Source organism: Pseudomonas ficuserectae (genome assembly GCF_024584585.1).
GTDB lineage: Bacteria > Pseudomonadota > Gammaproteobacteria > Pseudomonadales > Pseudomonadaceae > Aquipseudomonas > Aquipseudomonas amygdali.
Genome location: NZ_CP085684.1, coordinates 4724290 through 4741165, shown reverse-complemented (window position 1 = coordinate 4741165; position 16876 = coordinate 4724290). Strand labels below are relative to the sequence as shown.

16 protein-coding genes and 2 pseudogenes are annotated in these 16876 nt (G+C 58.4%); 7 read left to right on the top strand and 11 right to left on the bottom strand.

Annotated elements, in window-relative coordinates; genetic code table 11:
- Nucleotides 1–102: 102 nt before the first annotated feature.
- The 3 genes from LJU29_RS20995 to sodC all read left to right on the top strand — a co-directional run bounded on the left by LJU29_RS20995 (nt 103) and on the right by sodC (nt 2237).
- Complete coding sequence (locus LJU29_RS20995; protein ID WP_016980457.1) at nt 103–411, top strand: ArsR/SmtB family transcription factor; 309 nt, start codon at nt 103–105, stop codon at nt 409–411.
- A gap of 62 nt (nt 412–473) precedes the next feature.
- Nucleotides 474–1484 (top strand): zinc-dependent alcohol dehydrogenase family protein, encoded by a 1011-nt coding sequence (locus tag LJU29_RS20990; RefSeq protein ID WP_257111159.1) that lies wholly within the window; start codon nt 474–476, stop codon nt 1482–1484.
- A gap of 234 nt (nt 1485–1718) precedes the next feature.
- Nucleotides 1719–2237, top strand: coding sequence for a superoxide dismutase [Cu-Zn] SodC (gene sodC, locus LJU29_RS20985; protein WP_257111158.1), 519 nt, complete (start codon nt 1719–1721; stop codon nt 2235–2237).
- 104 nt (nt 2238–2341) lie between these two features.
- Here the strand turns inward: sodC and LJU29_RS20980 are convergent, their stop codons facing one another.
- Entirely contained in the window at nt 2342–3583 is a 1242-nt protein-coding gene (locus LJU29_RS20980) for a DUF1835 domain-containing protein (protein WP_257111157.1), read from the bottom strand.
- Nucleotides 3584–3915: 332 nt separating this feature from the next.
- On the opposite strand from LJU29_RS20980, the gene LJU29_RS20975 reads away from it, so the two are divergent.
- The 3 genes and pseudogenes from LJU29_RS20975 to LJU29_RS20965 all read left to right on the top strand — a co-directional run bounded on the left by LJU29_RS20975 (nt 3916) and on the right by LJU29_RS20965 (nt 7403).
- On the top strand, nt 3916–5655 hold the full coding sequence (locus LJU29_RS20975) for a dipeptidase (protein WP_054996484.1): 1740 nt from the start codon (nt 3916–3918) through the stop codon (nt 5653–5655).
- A gap of 144 nt (nt 5656–5799) precedes the next feature.
- Complete coding sequence (locus LJU29_RS20970) at nt 5800–6372, top strand: cupin domain-containing protein (protein ID WP_257111156.1); 573 nt, start codon at nt 5800–5802, stop codon at nt 6370–6372.
- Between the two features lie 18 nt (nt 6373–6390).
- Nucleotides 6391–7403 (top strand): annotated as a pseudogene (locus LJU29_RS20965) (SMP-30/gluconolactonase/LRE family protein).
- 68 nt (nt 7404–7471) lie between these two features.
- Here the strand turns inward: LJU29_RS20965 and LJU29_RS20960 are convergent.
- Nucleotides 7472–8749 carry a sensor domain-containing diguanylate cyclase gene (locus tag LJU29_RS20960; protein WP_122322868.1) on the bottom strand — a complete coding sequence of 426 codons (1278 nt, stop codon included), beginning with the start codon at nt 8747–8749 and terminating at the stop codon, nt 7472–7474.
- Between the two features lie 321 nt (nt 8750–9070).
- Nucleotides 9071–9364 (bottom strand): hypothetical protein, encoded by a 294-nt coding sequence (locus LJU29_RS20955; protein ID WP_057423081.1) that lies wholly within the window; start codon nt 9362–9364, stop codon nt 9071–9073.
- A gap of 63 nt (nt 9365–9427) precedes the next feature.
- Between LJU29_RS20955 and LJU29_RS29365 the strand changes: the two are divergent.
- Nucleotides 9428–9764, top strand: a pseudogene (locus tag LJU29_RS29365) (hypothetical protein); the annotation flags it as partial.
- Nucleotides 9765–9821: 57 nt separating this feature from the next.
- Here LJU29_RS29365 and LJU29_RS20950 read toward each other — a convergent pair.
- Genes LJU29_RS20950 through LJU29_RS20915 form a run of 8 tightly spaced genes read right to left on the bottom strand, consistent with a single transcriptional unit; the run spans nt 9822 to nt 16868 of the window.
- Entirely contained in the window at nt 9822–10508 is a 687-nt protein-coding gene (locus LJU29_RS20950) for a GntR family transcriptional regulator (protein ID WP_005745866.1), read from the bottom strand.
- Complete coding sequence (hpxZ, locus tag LJU29_RS20945; protein WP_002552365.1) at nt 10505–10900, bottom strand: oxalurate catabolism protein HpxZ; 396 nt, start codon at nt 10898–10900, stop codon at nt 10505–10507. The genes LJU29_RS20950 and hpxZ overlap by 4 nt, the downstream gene beginning before the upstream one ends.
- Nucleotides 10900–11577: a cysteine hydrolase family protein gene (locus LJU29_RS20940; RefSeq protein ID WP_257111155.1), complete on the bottom strand. Its 678-nt coding sequence runs from the start codon at nt 11575–11577 to the stop codon at nt 10900–10902. Before LJU29_RS20940 ends, hpxZ begins: the two co-directional genes overlap by 1 nt.
- Complete coding sequence (locus LJU29_RS20935) at nt 11574–13115, bottom strand: ABC transporter ATP-binding protein (protein WP_257111154.1); 1542 nt, start codon at nt 13113–13115, stop codon at nt 11574–11576. The genes LJU29_RS20940 and LJU29_RS20935 overlap by 4 nt, the downstream gene beginning before the upstream one ends.
- Nucleotides 13112–13798, bottom strand: coding sequence for a biuret amidohydrolase (gene biuH, locus LJU29_RS20930; protein WP_257111153.1), 687 nt, complete (start codon nt 13796–13798; stop codon nt 13112–13114). The genes LJU29_RS20935 and biuH overlap by 4 nt, the downstream gene beginning before the upstream one ends.
- A 4-nt stretch (nt 13799–13802) precedes the next feature.
- Nucleotides 13803–14819 (bottom strand): formamidase, encoded by a 1017-nt coding sequence (locus LJU29_RS20925; protein ID WP_005756763.1) that lies wholly within the window; start codon nt 14817–14819, stop codon nt 13803–13805.
- Between the two features lie 26 nt (nt 14820–14845).
- Nucleotides 14846–15766 (bottom strand): ABC transporter permease, encoded by a 921-nt coding sequence (locus LJU29_RS20920; RefSeq protein WP_257111152.1) that lies wholly within the window; start codon nt 15764–15766, stop codon nt 14846–14848.
- Nucleotides 15759–16868, bottom strand: coding sequence for an ABC transporter permease (locus LJU29_RS20915; RefSeq protein ID WP_054079130.1), 1110 nt, complete (start codon nt 16866–16868; stop codon nt 15759–15761). Before LJU29_RS20915 ends, LJU29_RS20920 begins: the two co-directional genes overlap by 8 nt.
- Between the last annotated feature and the right edge of the window lie 8 nt (nt 16869–16876).

Below are 16876 nucleotides of genomic sequence, written 5' to 3'. Positions count from 1 at the left end.
GACAGATTGCTTCATTTGTCAGGCCGATGTGAAGCTGTAATGAAATATGCGTTCAGATGTACGGGCATAAATCAGGGGTTGAACATTTCGTAAAAAAGCGTAATGTTGTGCCCCATGATTCTTGAGCAAATCAAAGCGGTCGGCAATGACACTCGCATGTTGATCATGGAGTGGCTGAAAAACCCGCAAGCCCATTTCCCTCCACAGGACCACGGTGATCCGGCGATAGGCGTGTGCGTCTCGCACATTCAGGCCAAGGCCAGTCTTTCGGCTTCCACCGCGTCTGCGCACCTGGCGATTCTGCAACGCGCCGGGCTGGTTCAGGCGACAAGGATCGGCAAATGGACTTATTTTCGCCGCGACGAGCTAGCCATCGACCGGTTTGCCGATCGGCTCAAGAAAGAACTATGACCTTTAGCGTTACTCACACATTTCGTCATTTTGCGTAATGTTGAATTGATAGGAGATTGACCATGAGCAATACAACCATCTACGTGCAGGCTGGCGGCGGCTACGATCAGGTCAGCGTTGGCGAAAGCGAAGTGCTGGCACCGAAAGCCGGTGAGATCACTGTGCGTCTGCACGCAAATTCGCTCAACTATCACGACTTCGCAGTCGTCACCGGCATGTGGGCACCGACTGAAAAACGCATTCCCATGGCCGATGGCGCAGGCGTGGTAACCGCAGTAGGCGAGGGCGTCAGCGAGTTCGCTGTCGGCGACTCTGTCGTCAGCACGTTCTTCCCTGAGTGGATCAGCGGCGAGCCGCTGGTTGAAGGTTTCGTCACTGTGCCGGGCGATGGCATCGACGGTTATGCCCGCGAGCAGGTGACTGCCCGTGCCACCTCATTCACCCACGCGCCACTGGGTTATACCCATGCCGAAGCGTCCACCCTGACCACCGCTGGCTTGACCGCGTGGCGCGCGCTGATGGTCGATGATGCTTTGAAAGCCGGTGATACCGTCCTGGTGCAGGGCACTGGCGGTGTATCGATTTTCGCGTTGCAGTTCGCCAAGATGGTGGGTGCGACCGTTATCGCGACGTCGTCGAGTGATGAAAAGCTGGAGCGTCTGAAAGCCATGGGCGCCGACCACCTGATCAACTACCGCAAGGACAGCAACTGGGGCGAGACGGCCCGCAAGCTGACTGGCGGCCGTGGTGTTGATCACATCATCGACGTGGGCGGCCCCTCGACATTGCAGCACTCCATGACAGCCGCACGAGTCGCTGGACATATCTCGGTCATCGGCATTCTGAGCGGTGTCGCCGGTCAGCTGGAATTCGTCCCGGCACTGGTCAAGCAACTGCGCATGCAGGGTGTATTGGTGGGTAGCCGCACCCAGCAGCAGGACATGATCCGCGCCATTGATGCCAATGGCATGCGTCCGGTCATGGATCGCTCCTTCCCGATGACCGACATTGTCGAGGCGTTCCGTTATCAGGAAACCAATCAGCATTTCGGCAAGATCTGCATGGATATCTGAGTGGCGCCCCTGCGCCCATAGCTGAGCGCAAGTCAACGTCGCTGGTCTGCCAACTTTCGTAATGGCAGGCCAGTCGAGACGTTTTGCATAACTTTCCCCGGTCATCTTTTTGCATCAAGTGCGCTGGTCTGTGGTCACACCCTCTGTGACATCAAGGACGTTGCGTGGCATGCCGCTTCACGCTGCCCGTCGCGACGTTCAATCCGATTACCAGATCAGGGACGCATTGAAATCATGAAACCTTATCTTTGGCTAGGCCTGCTTGGCGTTTTCTCCCTCAGTGTCCAGGCTGCATCGCTGGACGTTCCCATCAATCTGGTCAGCGCTGACGGCGCGCCCAAACCTGTTGGCAACGTGACGGTGAGCGAAACACAGTACGGCTTGCTGTTTACCCCGAATCTGAAAGACTTGCCTGCGGGCATTCACGGTTTTCACGTACATGAAAACGGCAGCTGCGAAGCCGGTACTAAGGACGGCAAGAAGGTCGCTGCGCTGGCCGCAGGCGGCCACTTTGACCCGGCCAAGACCGGCAAGCATCTGGGGCCTTACGCCGATGGACATCTAGGCGATCTGCCTGCGTTGTACGTTAACGCCGACGGCACCGCAAACTATCCGGTACTGGCACCACGGTTGAAGGAAATCTCCGAAATCAAAGGCCATGCGCTGATGGTTCATGCGGGCGGCGACAACCATTCTGACCACCCTGCACCCTTGGGTGGTGGCGGTGATCGTGCAGCCTGTGGCGTGATCTGATACGCCGTGCCTGTGTCCGGTTCGGGTGCAGGCACCCCTTGGATATTTTCGCGACCGATCAGCATCACCAGCGTTACAACTGGCCGTCAGTGCGTTCCTGAGAGTCAGGCGCGCCATAGGGGGCGCAAGTGGTTATCTATCATCCAGTGAGGTTGTCCGGGCTGAATACAGACGCCGCCAACCCAGCGCGCTTGATGGCAGTAGTTGGGCCAATAGGCTTTTGCGGCCAATACTTGCTGTCCCAGCGGGGTTAGCCTGAGCGAGCGGCGAGGCCATTCAAGTTGGGGGTCTGATTCGATCAGTAGCGCGGTCGGAGAATCAATCAAGGGGCGCATCATCGCGTGAAACATCATGTCGCCCAGAAACGGTAAAGGCTCGCGCTTGTCCGTCAGCTCAGCAAACACTTGGCCGAAGGTCATTGACCCGGCTTCGCTGATGCACTGCAACGACAGACGCTCGGTGAGTGACAGGCCGTCTTCGACGCCTGGTAATTCCTGTAGCTGACGTAACAGGGCCGGGGCAAGGCAGGGCAATGATGGTTGCGCGGTGTGGGCCAGTTCGGCGAGGGCAACCGGCGAGGCGTTGCAGTAAGCCGCCCATGTCTGGCGGGCCAGATGCAGCATTTCTTTGGTCACCGCCTTGCGCTGCGGCCACAGCCAGGCAAGCAGGTCGGGCGCCAGTTGGCCAATGCCAATGCCGATGAAGCGCTGGACGCCTGGAATCTGGCTCACCTGAATAATTTCAAGCCTGGCAGGCAGCTGCTCAAGGGTTGACAGCGTCCTGATCAGGAAAAGCTGATCGTAGGCATCTGCCTCGCACCACAGCACGCAGTGATCGGCACTGCTCATTTGCTGCAGGTCGGTGTATTCATCATCAAACCGGCGTGCGACATCCGTAAGGCTCAGCCCGAATGCCTGGCTGATGTACTGACTGCGCGCTGCCTGATATGCCTTTTCAGGCACAGCCTGAACCGGACCCATGCACAAAGGGTCTGTCAGCATCTTGAAAGAGCCTTTGAAGCCCGCGAGTTTGAGAGTGTGGGCAATGTCGCTGCCGCATCGCCAATGCACGGTTCGCGCTTCGTCGCTTGCTTCGAAGTCCGGATTCCGGGCTGCGAAGTCGACTGCATCGACATGGGCCTTTAGCCTGGGCCAGCTGCTGAAGCCCAATTGCCTCGCGATCAGCCATTGGGCATCAGATAAGGTCGGTGCCGTTTTGTCGAGCAGGATGAGCTGATCAGGTGCAGTGCCGTCTTTCATCCGCAGCAGAAGCTCTTTGGCACGCTTACGCTGCTGTTCGAGGTTGATACGGCCGTGATGGGACGAGGGCTTATTATTGCCGGGCATACGATCTCCTTGCAAAAAACCTTGTCCGCTTGAAGGTCGGGAGTCGTAGTGACGGAATATCGAATCAGAATCCTGGGCGCAGCCCTTTCCGCGGTAGGTGGCGTAGATGGCGCCACGCCGGAATATAGGTAATCGGATGGGGGATTGCAACTCGGTCAGGCTGTATTGAACACGTGTGTTTCAAGGCACATTGATCATTCGAGCCCTTTAAGGCATTGCTTCATTTCAAAGCGGGGATTCTCGCATCATTGCTCATGGTGTAAGTTTGAAATCTTACTGATCAAGTGGTCAGAATTTTTGCGTGCTGTACCTGCCAAGGAATGCCCTGAACAATGAACCTGTCACTCAAGCAACTGGCCGCAACCGCGCTGATAATGGCCAGCCTTTCGTCCTTCACCTGCGTGGCGAATGCCAACGTCACTGCCCAACAGAGCACGATCATTCTCAAGACTTTCAATGAGAAATCGGTCACGGATTTCAGGCAGTTTCTGAAAAGTCTGTCCAACACTGATGGTGTCAAAGCTGCTGATTTTGGCCCGGCCATCAATACCTTTCTTGACAACAAAACACTTTCCGACGCACAACGGAACGACATTAATCGCCTGCTCGGTCTGTATACCCGGTTGAAGTATGGCAATGCGGCAACCGACACATTGCGTGAGCTGGTCGCCATTCCAACCGCCCGTGTTGACGGCGTTGCCCAGCATGAAAACCCGGAGTTCATCAAGATCGCCAACGCGATCAAAGGCCTTGCCGAACGCTTCGATCTGAAGTTTCGCAACGTCGATAACCGTGTTTATGAAGTTTCGCTCGACGGGGCGGGCGATGAAGTCGTGGGCATTCACGTCCATGCCGATGTTGTACCGGTCACGCCGGAAAACTGGGTGTTGCCGGACGGCACGCGGCTCGATCCGTTCAAGGTTACATTGATTGGTGATCGCCTGTATGGGCGTGGCACCGAAGACGATAAGAATGGCATTGTCGTGGCGCTCTATGCCATGAAGGTCATCAAGGAAGAAAAGCTGCCGCTGGCCAGGAACTTCAAGTTGCTGATCGATACAACTGAAGAGACCACGGGTGACGCAATCCCCTACTATTTTGAACGCAACCCAACGCCTGGTTACAACCTGGCGCTGGATGGCAGCTACCCGGTTGTCATCGCGGAAAAAGGTTATGGGACGGTCATGGCCAGTTTCGCGCGACGCAACGCTGACGGCGAGGGTGCTGAAATCGTTTCGATGACCGGAGGTGCGGCCACCAACCAGATTCCATCGAAATCGGTCGCTACTCTGTTAACCGACAAGCCTGCGCAACTGGCTGCCAGCCTGCAACAGGCCGGTGCGGATTACGTGAAAAGCAATGGCGGCAATTTCGCGGTCGATGCCAGCGTCGACGGCAATGACGTCAAGCTGACAGTGACGGGTGTTTCCGCGCACTCATCGGCGCCCCAGTCTGGAGTCAACCCGGTTGCGAGGATGCTTGACTTCATCAACAGCCTTCAAGGCAAGGTCGCGCTCAAACATAACCAGATTACTGACGCTGCTCGCTATGCAGCCGACAACTGGGGCCTTGATTATCTGGGCAACAAGTTGGGCGTTGGTTTCTCCGACGAGTTCATGGGGCCGCTGACCGCTTCTCTTACCTATGTCGCGATGGATGAAACAGCGTTCAAACTTGCGGTCAACTTGCGCGTGCCCAAGGGCAGGTCTCCGGAAGAGCTCAAATCCGAAATCTCCGAAAAACTTGCAGCGTGGAGCGTGAAAACCGGCATCAAGCCTGCGTTCGACTATTCCATTGCCAAGCCGATGTACCGCAATCCAGAGGGCGAATGGGTCAGGGCGCTGCTTGCGGTTGCCAGCGAAAATCTGGGTATGGAACATGCGTTCGGCACCTCGGCTGGCGCGACGTCGGTACATGAACTGCCCAATGGCGTGCAGTTCGGTCTGGCGAGGCCCGAAGTCAAATATACCGGTCACACGGACAACGAGTTCAAGACGACCGGACAGTTTCTGCTGGACCTGCAGATCGTTACCGAAATGATGGCGCGCATCGGTCAGTTACCGAAACTCTGATTTAACGTCCGGGCCTGTCAGGGCAGGTCCGGTTTCGATGAGTGATCGTTTGATCGCGCGTTATTACGCGACTGGCCTAGTGATTGGTAGTGGCACAGCGACGTTGTCTTCCCACCCAGTGTTCTCGCGAACAAGGATTTACCCATGAAAACGCTCTTTGCATTTGCACTGACCTTTGCTGCCGTTTGTGCGGCAAGCAGTAGCGTCAATGCGGCGGTACTGTCTGTACCCGCAAACTCTCAAGAAAGTACCACCAGCAACGGCAAGCTTCAGCCCCCCGTCAAGTACGCCACTGTCTGGGCTGACGAGACAGGGGCCACTCATGTCGAGCATTGCCGTATCGAGGGGCTGGAATTCAAAAGTTACGCGCCACCTGCCGAGCCTCAGTGGATCGGAGTATCGCCCGACGGAGTAGAAAGTATTGCCTACGCGGTACTGCCGCCGGGTTACGTCGGCAGTTGGCACCATGCGCCGGGCCCTCAGTGGGTGATCACCTTACAGGGTCAGTGGTCGGTGGAAACCACCGATGGCACGGTATTGGTTCAGGGCCCCGGGGAAATGCAGTTCAATGCCGACAGCAGCTCCAAAGCAAGGCCTGGCGACAACAGGGTCGGGCATCTGACTCGTACCGTGGGTGATCAGCCCAACGTTCAGCTCATCGTGAAACTCAAGCCGGATGCTGCTGCCAAACGTTCTTCTGGCCGATGTGCCTACTGATCAATTGGGGCGAAATGCATGAATCGAGTCTTCCGTCATCCAGGCAGGAAAACCACTTCGCTCGTGTTGGCGGGCGCGCTTCTCGCCGCAGGCGCAGTGATGGCTTCAGACGCGCCGCCAGTCACGGTGGTTGCCAGTAATCCGCGGTTTGCTGCACTCATCCAGCCCGGCGCGCAGGCACAAGTGCTTACCGCCGATGCGCAATGGGCGGAAGGCCCTTTGTGTTTGACCGACGGTCGGTTGATCTGGAGTGATGTGAAGGCGAACAAGTTCATGAGCTGGAAAGAGCATGACGGCGTCACTGTATGGCTCGACCCCGCCCATGATCAGAACGGGCATGCTCTGGATGCCGAAGGCCGAGTCATCGCCGCATCCCATGGCGAACGCGCAATAGTGCGACAGGAGGCGGATGGTCAATGGCGCACAGTGGTCGACAGGTACGAGGGCAAGCGTTTGAACAGCCCGAATGACGTCGTGGTCGATAAGCGCGGTGGTATCTGGTTCAGTGATCCAACCTTCGGCGTGTTGAACAAGGCTGAAAGTTATGGCGGCAAACCGGAGCAGGGCGGCGAGTATGTATACCGCTACGATCCGGAACAAAACCAACTGGTAAGGTTGAATACCCCGGGACTTCATTCGCCGAACGGTCTTGCGTTTTCAACCGATCAAAGCTTGCTGTATGTCGCCGACTCGCAACTGGCGCATGATTTCAAGAATCCGAAACTGGCACACAGCATCCGGGTGTATCAGGTGCGCGACGGGGCGCTGAGTAACGGCAAGGTGTTTGCCGAGATTGCCCCCGGCATCCCTGACGGACTCAAGGTCGACGCGCAGGGCAACGTCTGGAGCAGCAGCAAAGAGGGCATTCAGGTGTTCTCTGCCAGCGGTGAGTTGCTGGGGAAAATAAAGGTGACGGCGAAAGACACCGGCAATCTTGCATTCTGTTCTACCGGTCACAGCACTGGATTTACATCACCGCTGCCAACAAGGTGCTGAGAATACCCGCTCTTGTTGGTGGTAGTCGGTCGTAAAGCCTCCGTCACGGTGAGATACCAATAGCGCCGTACGGTATTCCTGAAGACTCCGCTTGTAGCCAACCTCAATAAATCGTGTCGTCTGCCTGTGCGATATCGACACGGTTGCGGCCCCGGCGCTTGGCCTGATAAAGCGCTTTGTCTGCACGCTGAATCAGGCTTGCCGCTGTTTCTCCCGGGCTGAGTTGCGCAACTCCCAGAGAAATAGTCACTGAGCCTGCATTCGGTATCAACAGACCCTCAACGCCCTTGCGAATGCGATCGGCCAATTCAGCGGCATGATCCAGTGAGCTATCGGGCACGAGTATCAGAAATTCTTCTCCTCCCCATCGAGCCGCGACATCCTGCAGGCGGATCCGTTGTTTAAGGATGACTGCAACGCTGGTCAATACCCTGTCGCCAGCAGGGTGGCCGTATCGGTCATTGACCGATTTGAAATGATCGATGTCGCCGATGATAAGACTGAACGGCTTGCCCGATATTCGCGCGGTATCGATGAGCCGCTCAAGGGTGTGTTCCGCCGCCCTTCGGTTGTTCAGCCCGGTCAGCGGGTCGCTGTGAGCAATCTCCAGCAACTTCTGTTCACGGCCCAGCCGCGTGGTTACATCCTGGCTGATGCTGACGTAATGCGTGATGGTTCCTTCCAGGTTACACAGCGGGGAAATGCTGTGTTCTGCGTAGAACAGAGAGCCATCCTTGCGCTTGTTGATAAAGGTAGTACGAAAGGGCGTACCACTGGCCAGCGCTTCATTGAATTGCGCATAAAACATCTCATCATGCTTACCCGAGCTAAGCACTCGCGGGTTTTCGCCGATTATTTCCGACGCGCTGTAACCGGTGATGTGCTGAAAGGCCTCATTGGCAAAAACGATAGTGGCGTTGCAATCGGTAATCATGATCGGATCAAGCGCGGCGTTCAGCGCCTGAGCCAGCAAATGCTGTTCGCGCTCTGCTCGAATGCGCGGGCTGATGTTTTGCTGCACCGATACAAAGTTGCAAACCGCACCCGCATCGTTGCGCACCGGGGAAATTTTCCACTCGACGACATAGGGGCTTCCGTCCGCGCGGTAATTGACTGTCGACCCTTCGAAAAAGAGGCTTTCGCTCAAACACTGACGCATACGCTCGATCACCTGACGATCGGTGTCGGGTCCTTGCAGGATCCGTGGCGAAAGGCCGATCAATGCCTCTGCTGCGTAGCCGGTCATCGCGCAGAATGCCGGGTTGACATACACAATGAACGGGCCGCCATTGGTCAGATTGGCATCGGTGATCAAAACGGCATTGAATGACTGCTCGACAACTGCTTCAAGCAAGGCCAGGCGCTGGCTGGATGAGGTCATCTGATGTCCTGTCGAGTGATCCGTTGAATTGATCGCGGCTCTGATCAGATGATGGGTGACGCGATGCCGGGCGGGTAGTAAGTGCAGTGAGTTGGACCGCAAGCACCAAGCCTTGTTGCACAGGCACTATACCCACATGACTAAAATGATTTATTGCGCGCGTGACGATATCCAGTGCATTGGCTGGTGTGAAATGGGGTTGTCCGCATCGGTGAAAGGGCTGCTTGTACGAAAGGGATTGGAGCAGACAAGTCTCTCGTTTGCGCCACATCTGGTAAACAAGGTGTCATCTGTTTTTATGCCGTTCAGAATACGACCTCATTAGCTACGCCCGGACAGTTCTAGATGGCCGTCGCAACTCAACAGCGCCTGTAATCTGTCCTGGCCGACGTCGACCGGAACTATCCACCAGTGGGTACGATTGTCGTAGCGGGCGCTGTAAGGAATGGTCACGGCGTTACCGGCTTTTGGTGGATGTTTGTCAAAATAAGCGTTGATGGCGTCAGCAAAAAAATTCGCATCTTTGTCAGGGCAGTGCATTTCGTCGCCATCACCACTTTGCGCCAGCCATGCAACCGAGAGGATCAACAGCACCAATAATACGGCTCGTGTCATTGTGGGCTTCCATTTCCGGAAAGTGCTGACGATAGCGTTAATAGCTGAACAACAACGAGCACGCTGTTTTCCTCTGAAAGGCGTTTTGTCCAACTCACGTATCGCATTTTCCCGAATCTGCCGTCCGGTTTTTCTCAAGCTCTTGTGGGTAACATCTCTATCGGCAAGCGCGGCTCATGTGGACTAGGCATATTGACCGGGAAAACCATCGACGTTCCGAACGTGGCAAACGACCCGCGCTTTTCGCAAGAATGGAAAGCGCTCTTCGCCCGACGCGTATAGCAGGTCGCAGAAATCCAACGCGCTTATTCTGGGCGAGCTTGAGCTCCGTATTCGACATCTGTTTCTGACAATTGGCGGTATCGCCAATCTAATCTTGAAACGATCTCCCGACGCCCGTTCACCGGCAAACTCGGCAGAAGCAGCTGATAACCGTCAACGCTTCATGCTTCATGCTTCATGCTTCATGCCGCCGCCGCGCATCACTGAGCATCGATATCGTCAGCTTGCGCACTTCGAGTTTGCTGATTTCCACATGAGAGCGCAGTAGCAGCAGCGCTTCGTCCCGTTTGCGTGCCTGCAATGCATTGAGGATCGCGGCGTGCTCCAGATAGGTATGTTCGATACGGGCGCTTTTGAAGAAGTCCAGCCTGCGCACGATGCGAATGCGCTCGGTCACTTCCTGATGAACACGGGCCATTTCCAGATTGCCCGAGGCGGCCACCAGTTGGGTGTGAAACTGTTCGTCGAGGTCTGCGACGACTTGCATGTCGCTCTGCCAGTGGCTGCGATCAATCAGCCAGTGTTGACGCAGCACATTGAGTTCCGGATGCACCTCGTGGGATGCACAGATGCGCTCGACCGCAGCACATTCAAGCACGATGCGCAGATCGTACAGCTGGTCTATCTGGTCGAAATCCAGCGGCTTGACTGACCAGCCCCGTCGAAACTCGACATCCAGATAACCCTCACGCTGTAGCCGGTACAACGCGTCACGCACCGGCGTGCGTGACACCTGATAACGATCAGCCAGCTGGGTTTCAGTGAAGCGGTCGTAGGGCAGCAGATAGAAGTCGAAGATCTCCTGCTTGAGCCGACGATAGACGTCCTCTGCCAGCGCGTTGGTGGTGTTGGGGGAATTCAAGGGCGTGGCTCCAGGCTGCTCAGGTCAATGCTGACATGTGCCGCAACGACTTTCCAGCCGCCGTCCAGGCGTGCCCAGGTTTGCATCTGCCGTCCCAGACGCTCAGTAACGCCATCGTGAAACTCGGTGCTGACGGTGGCGAAGTCTTCACCGAAGGTGCTCACCACGGTGCGCAATAATGTGCGACCGGGCCCGACTGGCTGACAGTGGCGTCGATAGCGCGCGATGGCTTCGGCACCGTGCAGGTTTTCCGCGACGCCATAGCGAACGGTCTGTTCGGAATTCCAGAAATACGCATCCAGTGTGGTCAGCTCGTTGGCCAGCAGGGCGCGCTCGTAATCAGTGAAAGCGTGGGTCACTTCGGCGACGATGTGCGCAAGATTGATGTCCATCAGGATGTACTCCTTGTTTGCAGGGCCTGTTGCAGATCGGCCAGCGACGCTGCACGCCCGACAATCGCGTTTTGTGCGGTGATCATGTCCAGAGTGGCTTGTTTGAACGCGGGGAAGTAGCTTTCGGTCGCATCCTCGATCAGCAGGCAGCGATAACCCCGATCACTGGCTTCGCGCATGCTGGTCTGCACGCAAACTTCGGTGGTAACGCCTGCGAAGATCAAATGCGTGATGCCAGCGTCGGTCAGCCGCTGATGCAGGTCGGTGGCGAAGAACATGCCCTTGCCGGGTTTGTCGATGACCCACTCGCAGGCGAGCGGTGTCAGGCTGTCGATAATCTGATTGCCGGGTTCGCCGCGAATCAGGATACGCCCCATCGGGCCAGGGTCGCCGATGCGCAGGCCTGGCGAGCCGTGGGCCAGCTTGGCGGGCGGGCAGTCGGCAAGGTCCGCGCTGTGTGATTCACGAGTATGTATGACCACTATGCCCTGATCACGGGCCAGCGCCAGCAGTTGTTGCTCCGATGGCACGATGGCTTGCAACGGTGCGACATCGTTGCCCAGCGCGTCACCAAAGCCGCCGGGTTCGAGGAAGTCGCGCTGCATGTCGATGATCACCACAGCGGCACAGGAGGGGGCGAACGTGAAACAGTCCGGACGCGCATTGACGCTGATCATGCCGGTTCTCCGGCAAGCTGTTCGGCACCGGCCATGTGTCGACCCAGCTCGGTTCGATCAGCGGCCGCTGCGCTGGTTTCAAAAACCAGTTCGCCGTCATGAATGACCACGATGCGGTCTGCCAGGCTCAGCAGCTCGTCGAGGTCTTCACTGAGCAGCAGGACCGCTGTGCCGCTGTTGCGCGCGTCAATCAGGCGCTGGTGGATAAGCGCGACGCTGGCAAAGTCCAGGCCGAATACCGGATTGGCGACGATCAGCACCGCGACGTCAGGGGGCAGTTCTCGCGCCAGTACGGCGCGCTGCACATTGCCTCCCGACAAGGTGCCGATAGGGCGGTTCGGGTCGTTGGGCGAGACTTTGAACTGTTCGATCAGGGTGCGTGCCTGTGCGCCTATTGCATGACGATCAAGACGCCAGCCCTGACGGCACAGTGGCGCCTGGTCGAAGTTGCGCAGGGCCAGATTGTCGGCCACGCTGAAGCTGCCGATACAGGCGTTGCGCAAGGGCTCCTCGGGCAGGCTGAACACGCGCAGGCGCTGCATTTGTTCACGCTGCGCATGGTAGGGCTGGCCATCGACCGATATCTGTCCGGCACTGAATGGTCGCTGGCCGAGCAGGGCTTCGGTGAGTTCGCGCTGGCCGTTACCGGAAATACCCGCAACCCCGACGATCTCTCCCGGATGCACCGCCAGAGAAAGGTTTTTCACCGCCAGCGTGCCTTTGTCGCCAGGAACATCCAGACCTGCCACCTGCAACTGCGGCGGACGAGCCGCCATCACCGGGCGCTCGGTGCTAACCCCGCGCACCTGTGCGTCGCCCATCATCCACGCTGCCATCTGTTGTGTGGTGGTGTCAGCCACTGCTGCGCTGCCCACCCAGCGACCTTTGCGCATCACAGTAACGTCATCGGCATAGGTGCTAACCTCGCGAAACTTGTGGGTGATCATCAGCACGGTGAGTTCACCGCGATGCGCCATCGCCTGCATCAGCCCCAGCACTTCATCGGCCTCTTGCGGCGTGAGTACCGAGGTCGGTTCATCGAGAATGATCAGCCGACGCTGCAGATACAACTGCTTGAGGATTTCCAGTTTCTGTTTTTCACCGGCGGCCAGGCTGCTGATCGGCCGATGGATATCCAGACGAAAAGGCATCTTTGCCATGAAGGCTTCGAGACGCTCGTGCTCGCGGGTCCAGTTGATACGCCACGGCAGATCACCGCGTGAGAGCACCAGGTTTTCAGCCACGCTCAGGCCCGGCGCGACGGTGAAGTGCTGATACACCATGCCGATATGCAACTGATGAGAATCGCGCGGGGTGCTGATCGCATGCTCGCGGTTGTTGACCAGAATACTGCCCGATTGCAGCGGGCTGTAGCCGATGATGCCTTTGACCAGCGTGCTTTTGCCGGCGCCGTTCTCGCCGAGCAGGGCGTGGACGGTGCCGGCGCGGACCTTGAACGACACCTCGTCGAGTGCGCGAAACGTACCGAAATGCTTGCTGGCACCAATCGTCTCAAGGCTTGGGGCGTGCATGTTCATGCTCCAAACAGGTCGCGAAACATCGAGGAATGTCCCACTGCGCCGAACACACCGCCCTGCATTTTGACCATGCTCAGGGCCGCCGCATGGTTGGCGGGATCGGTCGCGCCGCAGCAGTCTTCCAGCAGCACGCACTCGATGCCGCGGTCATTGGCTTCGCGCATGGTGGTGTGCACGCAGACATCGGTGGTAATGCCGGTCAGGATCAGGTTGTCGATGCTGCGTGTGCGCAGGATCAGTTCCAGATCGGTGGCGCAGAAGGAGCCTTTGCCGGGTTTGTCGATAATGATTTCGCCAGGCAATGGTGCCAGTTCTTCGATGATTTCCCAGCCCGGTTCGCCACGTACCAGAATCCTGCCGCAGGGACCTGGGTCGCCTATTCCCGCGCCGATGCGTTGCGAGCGCCAGCGTTTGTTGGCTGGCAAGTCACTGAGGTCCGGGCGGTGGCCTTCTCGAGTATGAATAATGGTGAAGCCGAGCGGGCGCATCACCGCCAACAGTGCCTTGATCGGCTCGATGGGCGCACGGGTCAGCGAAAGGTCGTAACCCATGCTGTCGACGTAGCCGCCGACGCCACAGAAGTCGGTCTGCATGTCGATGACGATCAGCGCGGTGTTGTGCGCATGCAATTGCCCGTTCCAGGGCCAGGGGTAGGGCGCCGATGCAATATGACGTTCACTCATGGCATTACTCCTCCCAACTGCTGGGGGTAGGTTTGAAGTCGCGCTCGGGGGCCGCAAACCCGCACGAGCTGCCATCGGTATGCACGACATCGTTTTCCCAGGGCAGACGGTATTGGCCTGCGGTCAGATCATGCATGTAGGTGTAAGGACAGTCGCGCGCGCCACCCTTGACCGCCACATAGCCGCGATGGCCGAATTGATAGATGTTGTTCTCCACGCCCCAGTGCACACGGGCCTCACGGACCAGATCGGGGCGCAGTTCGCAGCAGACGATTTCGTCGGCCCGACCGCCGCCTTCAGCCATGATCGTGCCGTCGAAATCGACGAACATGGCCTCGCCCATGGAATCGAACGTGCCGTCGGAGCCACACATACAGACGCTTGCGGTCTGCATCAGGTTGGTGAAGGCATTGCTCTGGTTGGTGATCTTCCACGAGTGACGGATCGGTGCGGTGTAACCCGCTGTGCGCAGCATGATGTCGGCACCCTTGTAGGCGCACTCGCGGGCCATTTCCGGAAACATGCCGTCGTGACAGATGATCAGCGCCAGCTTGCTGCCACGCGGCCCATCGCAGACCGGAATACCCAGATCGCCAGGTTCCCAGGGCTCGACCGGCACCCACGGATGGAGCTTGCGGTAATACAGGCGAATCTCGCCGAGATCGTCGACGATCAGGCCGCTGTTGAATGGATTGCCGTGCGGGTTGGCCTCCATGATCGAGAAACAGCCCCATATGTGCTGCTCCCGGCACGCCTCGCGCAGCGCCATTACTTCCGGCCCGTCGAGGCTGCACATGATCTCTGGCGCGGTGCTCATCGACAGGCCATGCAAGGAGTACTCGGGAAACACGATCAGGTCCATGCCCGGATTGCTGCGTCGCGCCTTGGCCACCATGCTGACCACTTTCTGCGTTTGTGCCCACAACGCCTCACGGGTGTGCGGATCAGGCAGCGCCAGTTGCGCCAGGCCGATCACCACACCATTGGGCGACTTGTTCAAACCACCAAGACCACTGGCCATGTGCATGCCTCCTCGAAAAGATCAGTTCATCGCGTCAGGCTGAGCTCGCCAGGTGCGCCGTTCAGGGTGCGACCACGGCGGCAAGTGGCATACATCACCACCAGCGTCAGCGCATAAGGTGCTGCGGCAAACAGGTAGTAGCCGGTGCTGATACCGACCGCTTGCAGGGCCGGGCCGATGGCTCCGGCAGCGCCGAACAGCAACGATGCCCACAGGCACGCCAGTGGACGCCAGCGGGCAAAGATCACCAGCGCCACGGCCATCAATCCTTGCCCGCTGGACAGCCCTTCATTCCAGCTGCCGGGGTAGTAAAGCGACAGGTAAGCGCCGCCTATTCCGGCCAATCCGCCGCCGACCGCTGTCGCCAGAATGCGCACCTTGAGCGGTCGATAGCCCAGCGCCTGAGCGGTTTCGGCGTGGTCGCCGACCAGGCGCAGCATCAGCCCCCAGCGTGTGGTGCGCAGCCCCCAGTGCAGTACGAATGCCAGCGCTGCGCCGACGAAGAACAGCACATTGATATTCAGCGCCGAACGCACCCGTTCTTCGTCGCTCCAGGCACCCAGCGCCAATGAAGGCAGCATGGGCGCTTGCGGCTGGATAAACGCCTTGCCTAGAAAAAACGCCAGCCCGGTGCCGAGCAGAATCAGCGCTATGCCGAACGCGATGTCGTTGACCCGAGGTAATGAGCACGCCAGGCCGTGCAGCAGCCCCAATAAGATGCCGACCCCGGCGGCAGCGCCAACGCCCAGCCACGCCGAGCCGCTCAGGCACGCCACGGCGTATCCGGACATCGCGCCGGCAACCAGAATGCCTTCCAGCCCCAGATTGATCCGGCCACTTTTCTCGGTCAGGCATTCGCCCAGGTTGACGAACAAAAAAGGTGTGCCGACGCGGATAGCTCCGGCCAGCAGGGCGAGGAGAAAGGTAGTCAGGTCGATATCAGCCATGTTGCAGTGCTCCCTTGTCGAGTGACGCGGGCGACGCCGTCAGCCTGATCTTCCAGGCGGCGATACGCCCACCCAGGGCTTCCCAGAGCAGCAGATTGGTGAACAGCAGACCTTCAAGAATCAGCGTGGTGGCGTCTGGCAGGCCAAGCCGTCGTTGCAGCAGCCCACCACTGGCTTCCAGACCACCCAGCAAAATGGCACAAACGATAATGGCCAGCGGATGATGGCGTGCGGCAAAGGCGACCAGAATGCCACTGGTGCCGTAGCCTGCAATCAGCGCGGCGTTGGCGCTGCCTTGCACTGCGGTGACCTCGAACATGCCGGCCAGACCCGCTGCCGCGCCGCCCAGCAGGCAACTGAGCAGGATCAAGCGGTCTACCGGAAGACCGATCATCAACGCCGTGCGTACGTTGCCGCCGACCACGGCGAGGGCAAAACCCTTGATGCTGTGGCGCACCAGCACATACGCCAGCAGACACGCGACCACGCCCGCCACCAGCCCCCAATGCACCTCGAAACTGTCGCTGATGGTGCCGAGCATATAGGCATCGTCCAGCGGTGGAGTCGAAGGCTTGTTCAGGCTTGCAGGATCGCGTAACGGCCCTTCCACCAACTGCCGGAACAGCGCCAGAGCGATGTAGGAAAGCAGCAGACTGCTGATCGTTTCGTTGACTCCGCGACGCTGGCGCATCCAGCCACTCAGACCGATCCACAGCGCGCCGACGCTCATCGCCGCCAGGGCCATGCAGACGAGCATCACCCCGGGTGACAAAGGGCCGAGCCACAAGGGTGTCACTGCCGCTGCCAGACCGCCCAGTACCAGCGCGCCTTCGCCGCCGATAATGATCAGCCCGGCCCGGGCGGGCAGGGCCACACAGAGCGCGGTCAACATCAATGGCGCTGCACGCTGCAAGGTATTTTCCAGGGCGAACCATGAACCAAACGCGCCTTCGCCGACCAGTTGCAGGGCTTGCCAGGCAGGCTTGCCCTGAACCGCCAGAAACAGCCCGAACAGCACGCACGAGGAGAACACCGCCAACACCGTAGGCAGCCCAGGCAACAGCGCGCTGGCGAGGCGACGCAGACTAATGGATAGGCTCATGAACATTC

What these genes read in the sequence shown, in the direction of transcription:
- LJU29_RS20995 (WP_016980457.1), top strand. Translation starts at nt 103, where the DNA reads ATGTTGTGCCCCATGATTCTTGAGCAAATCAAAGCGGTCGGCAATGAC.
- LJU29_RS20990 (WP_257111159.1), top strand. Translation starts at nt 474, where the DNA reads ATGAGCAATACAACCATCTACGTGCAGGCTGGCGGCGGCTACGATCAG.
- sodC (WP_257111158.1), top strand. Translation starts at nt 1,719, where the DNA reads ATGAAACCTTATCTTTGGCTAGGCCTGCTTGGCGTTTTCTCCCTCAGT.
- LJU29_RS20980 (WP_257111157.1), bottom strand. Translation starts at nt 3,583, where the DNA reads ATGCCCGGCAATAATAAGCCCTCGTCCCATCACGGCCGTATCAACCTC.
- LJU29_RS20975 (WP_054996484.1), top strand. Translation starts at nt 3,916, where the DNA reads ATGAACCTGTCACTCAAGCAACTGGCCGCAACCGCGCTGATAATGGCC.
- LJU29_RS20970 (WP_257111156.1), top strand. Translation starts at nt 5,800, where the DNA reads ATGAAAACGCTCTTTGCATTTGCACTGACCTTTGCTGCCGTTTGTGCG.
- LJU29_RS20960 (WP_122322868.1), bottom strand. Translation starts at nt 8,749, where the DNA reads ATGACCTCATCCAGCCAGCGCCTGGCCTTGCTTGAAGCAGTTGTCGAG.
- LJU29_RS20955 (WP_057423081.1), bottom strand. Translation starts at nt 9,364, where the DNA reads ATGACACGAGCCGTATTATTGGTGCTGTTGATCCTCTCGGTTGCATGG.
- hpxZ (WP_002552365.1), bottom strand. Translation starts at nt 10,900, where the DNA reads ATGGACATCAATCTTGCGCACATCGTCGCCGAAGTGACCCACGCTTTC.
- LJU29_RS20940 (WP_257111155.1), bottom strand. Translation starts at nt 11,577, where the DNA reads ATGATCAGCGTCAATGCGCGTCCGGACTGTTTCACGTTCGCCCCCTCC.
- LJU29_RS20935 (WP_257111154.1), bottom strand. Translation starts at nt 13,115, where the DNA reads ATGAACATGCACGCCCCAAGCCTTGAGACGATTGGTGCCAGCAAGCAT.
- biuH (WP_257111153.1), bottom strand. Translation starts at nt 13,798, where the DNA reads ATGAGTGAACGTCATATTGCATCGGCGCCCTACCCCTGGCCCTGGAAC.
- LJU29_RS20925 (WP_005756763.1), bottom strand. Translation starts at nt 14,819, where the DNA reads ATGGCCAGTGGTCTTGGTGGTTTGAACAAGTCGCCCAATGGTGTGGTG.
- LJU29_RS20920 (WP_257111152.1), bottom strand. Translation starts at nt 15,766, where the DNA reads ATGGCTGATATCGACCTGACTACCTTTCTCCTCGCCCTGCTGGCCGGA.
- LJU29_RS20915 (WP_054079130.1), bottom strand. Translation starts at nt 16,868, where the DNA reads ATGAGCCTATCCATTAGTCTGCGTCGCCTCGCCAGCGCGCTGTTGCCT.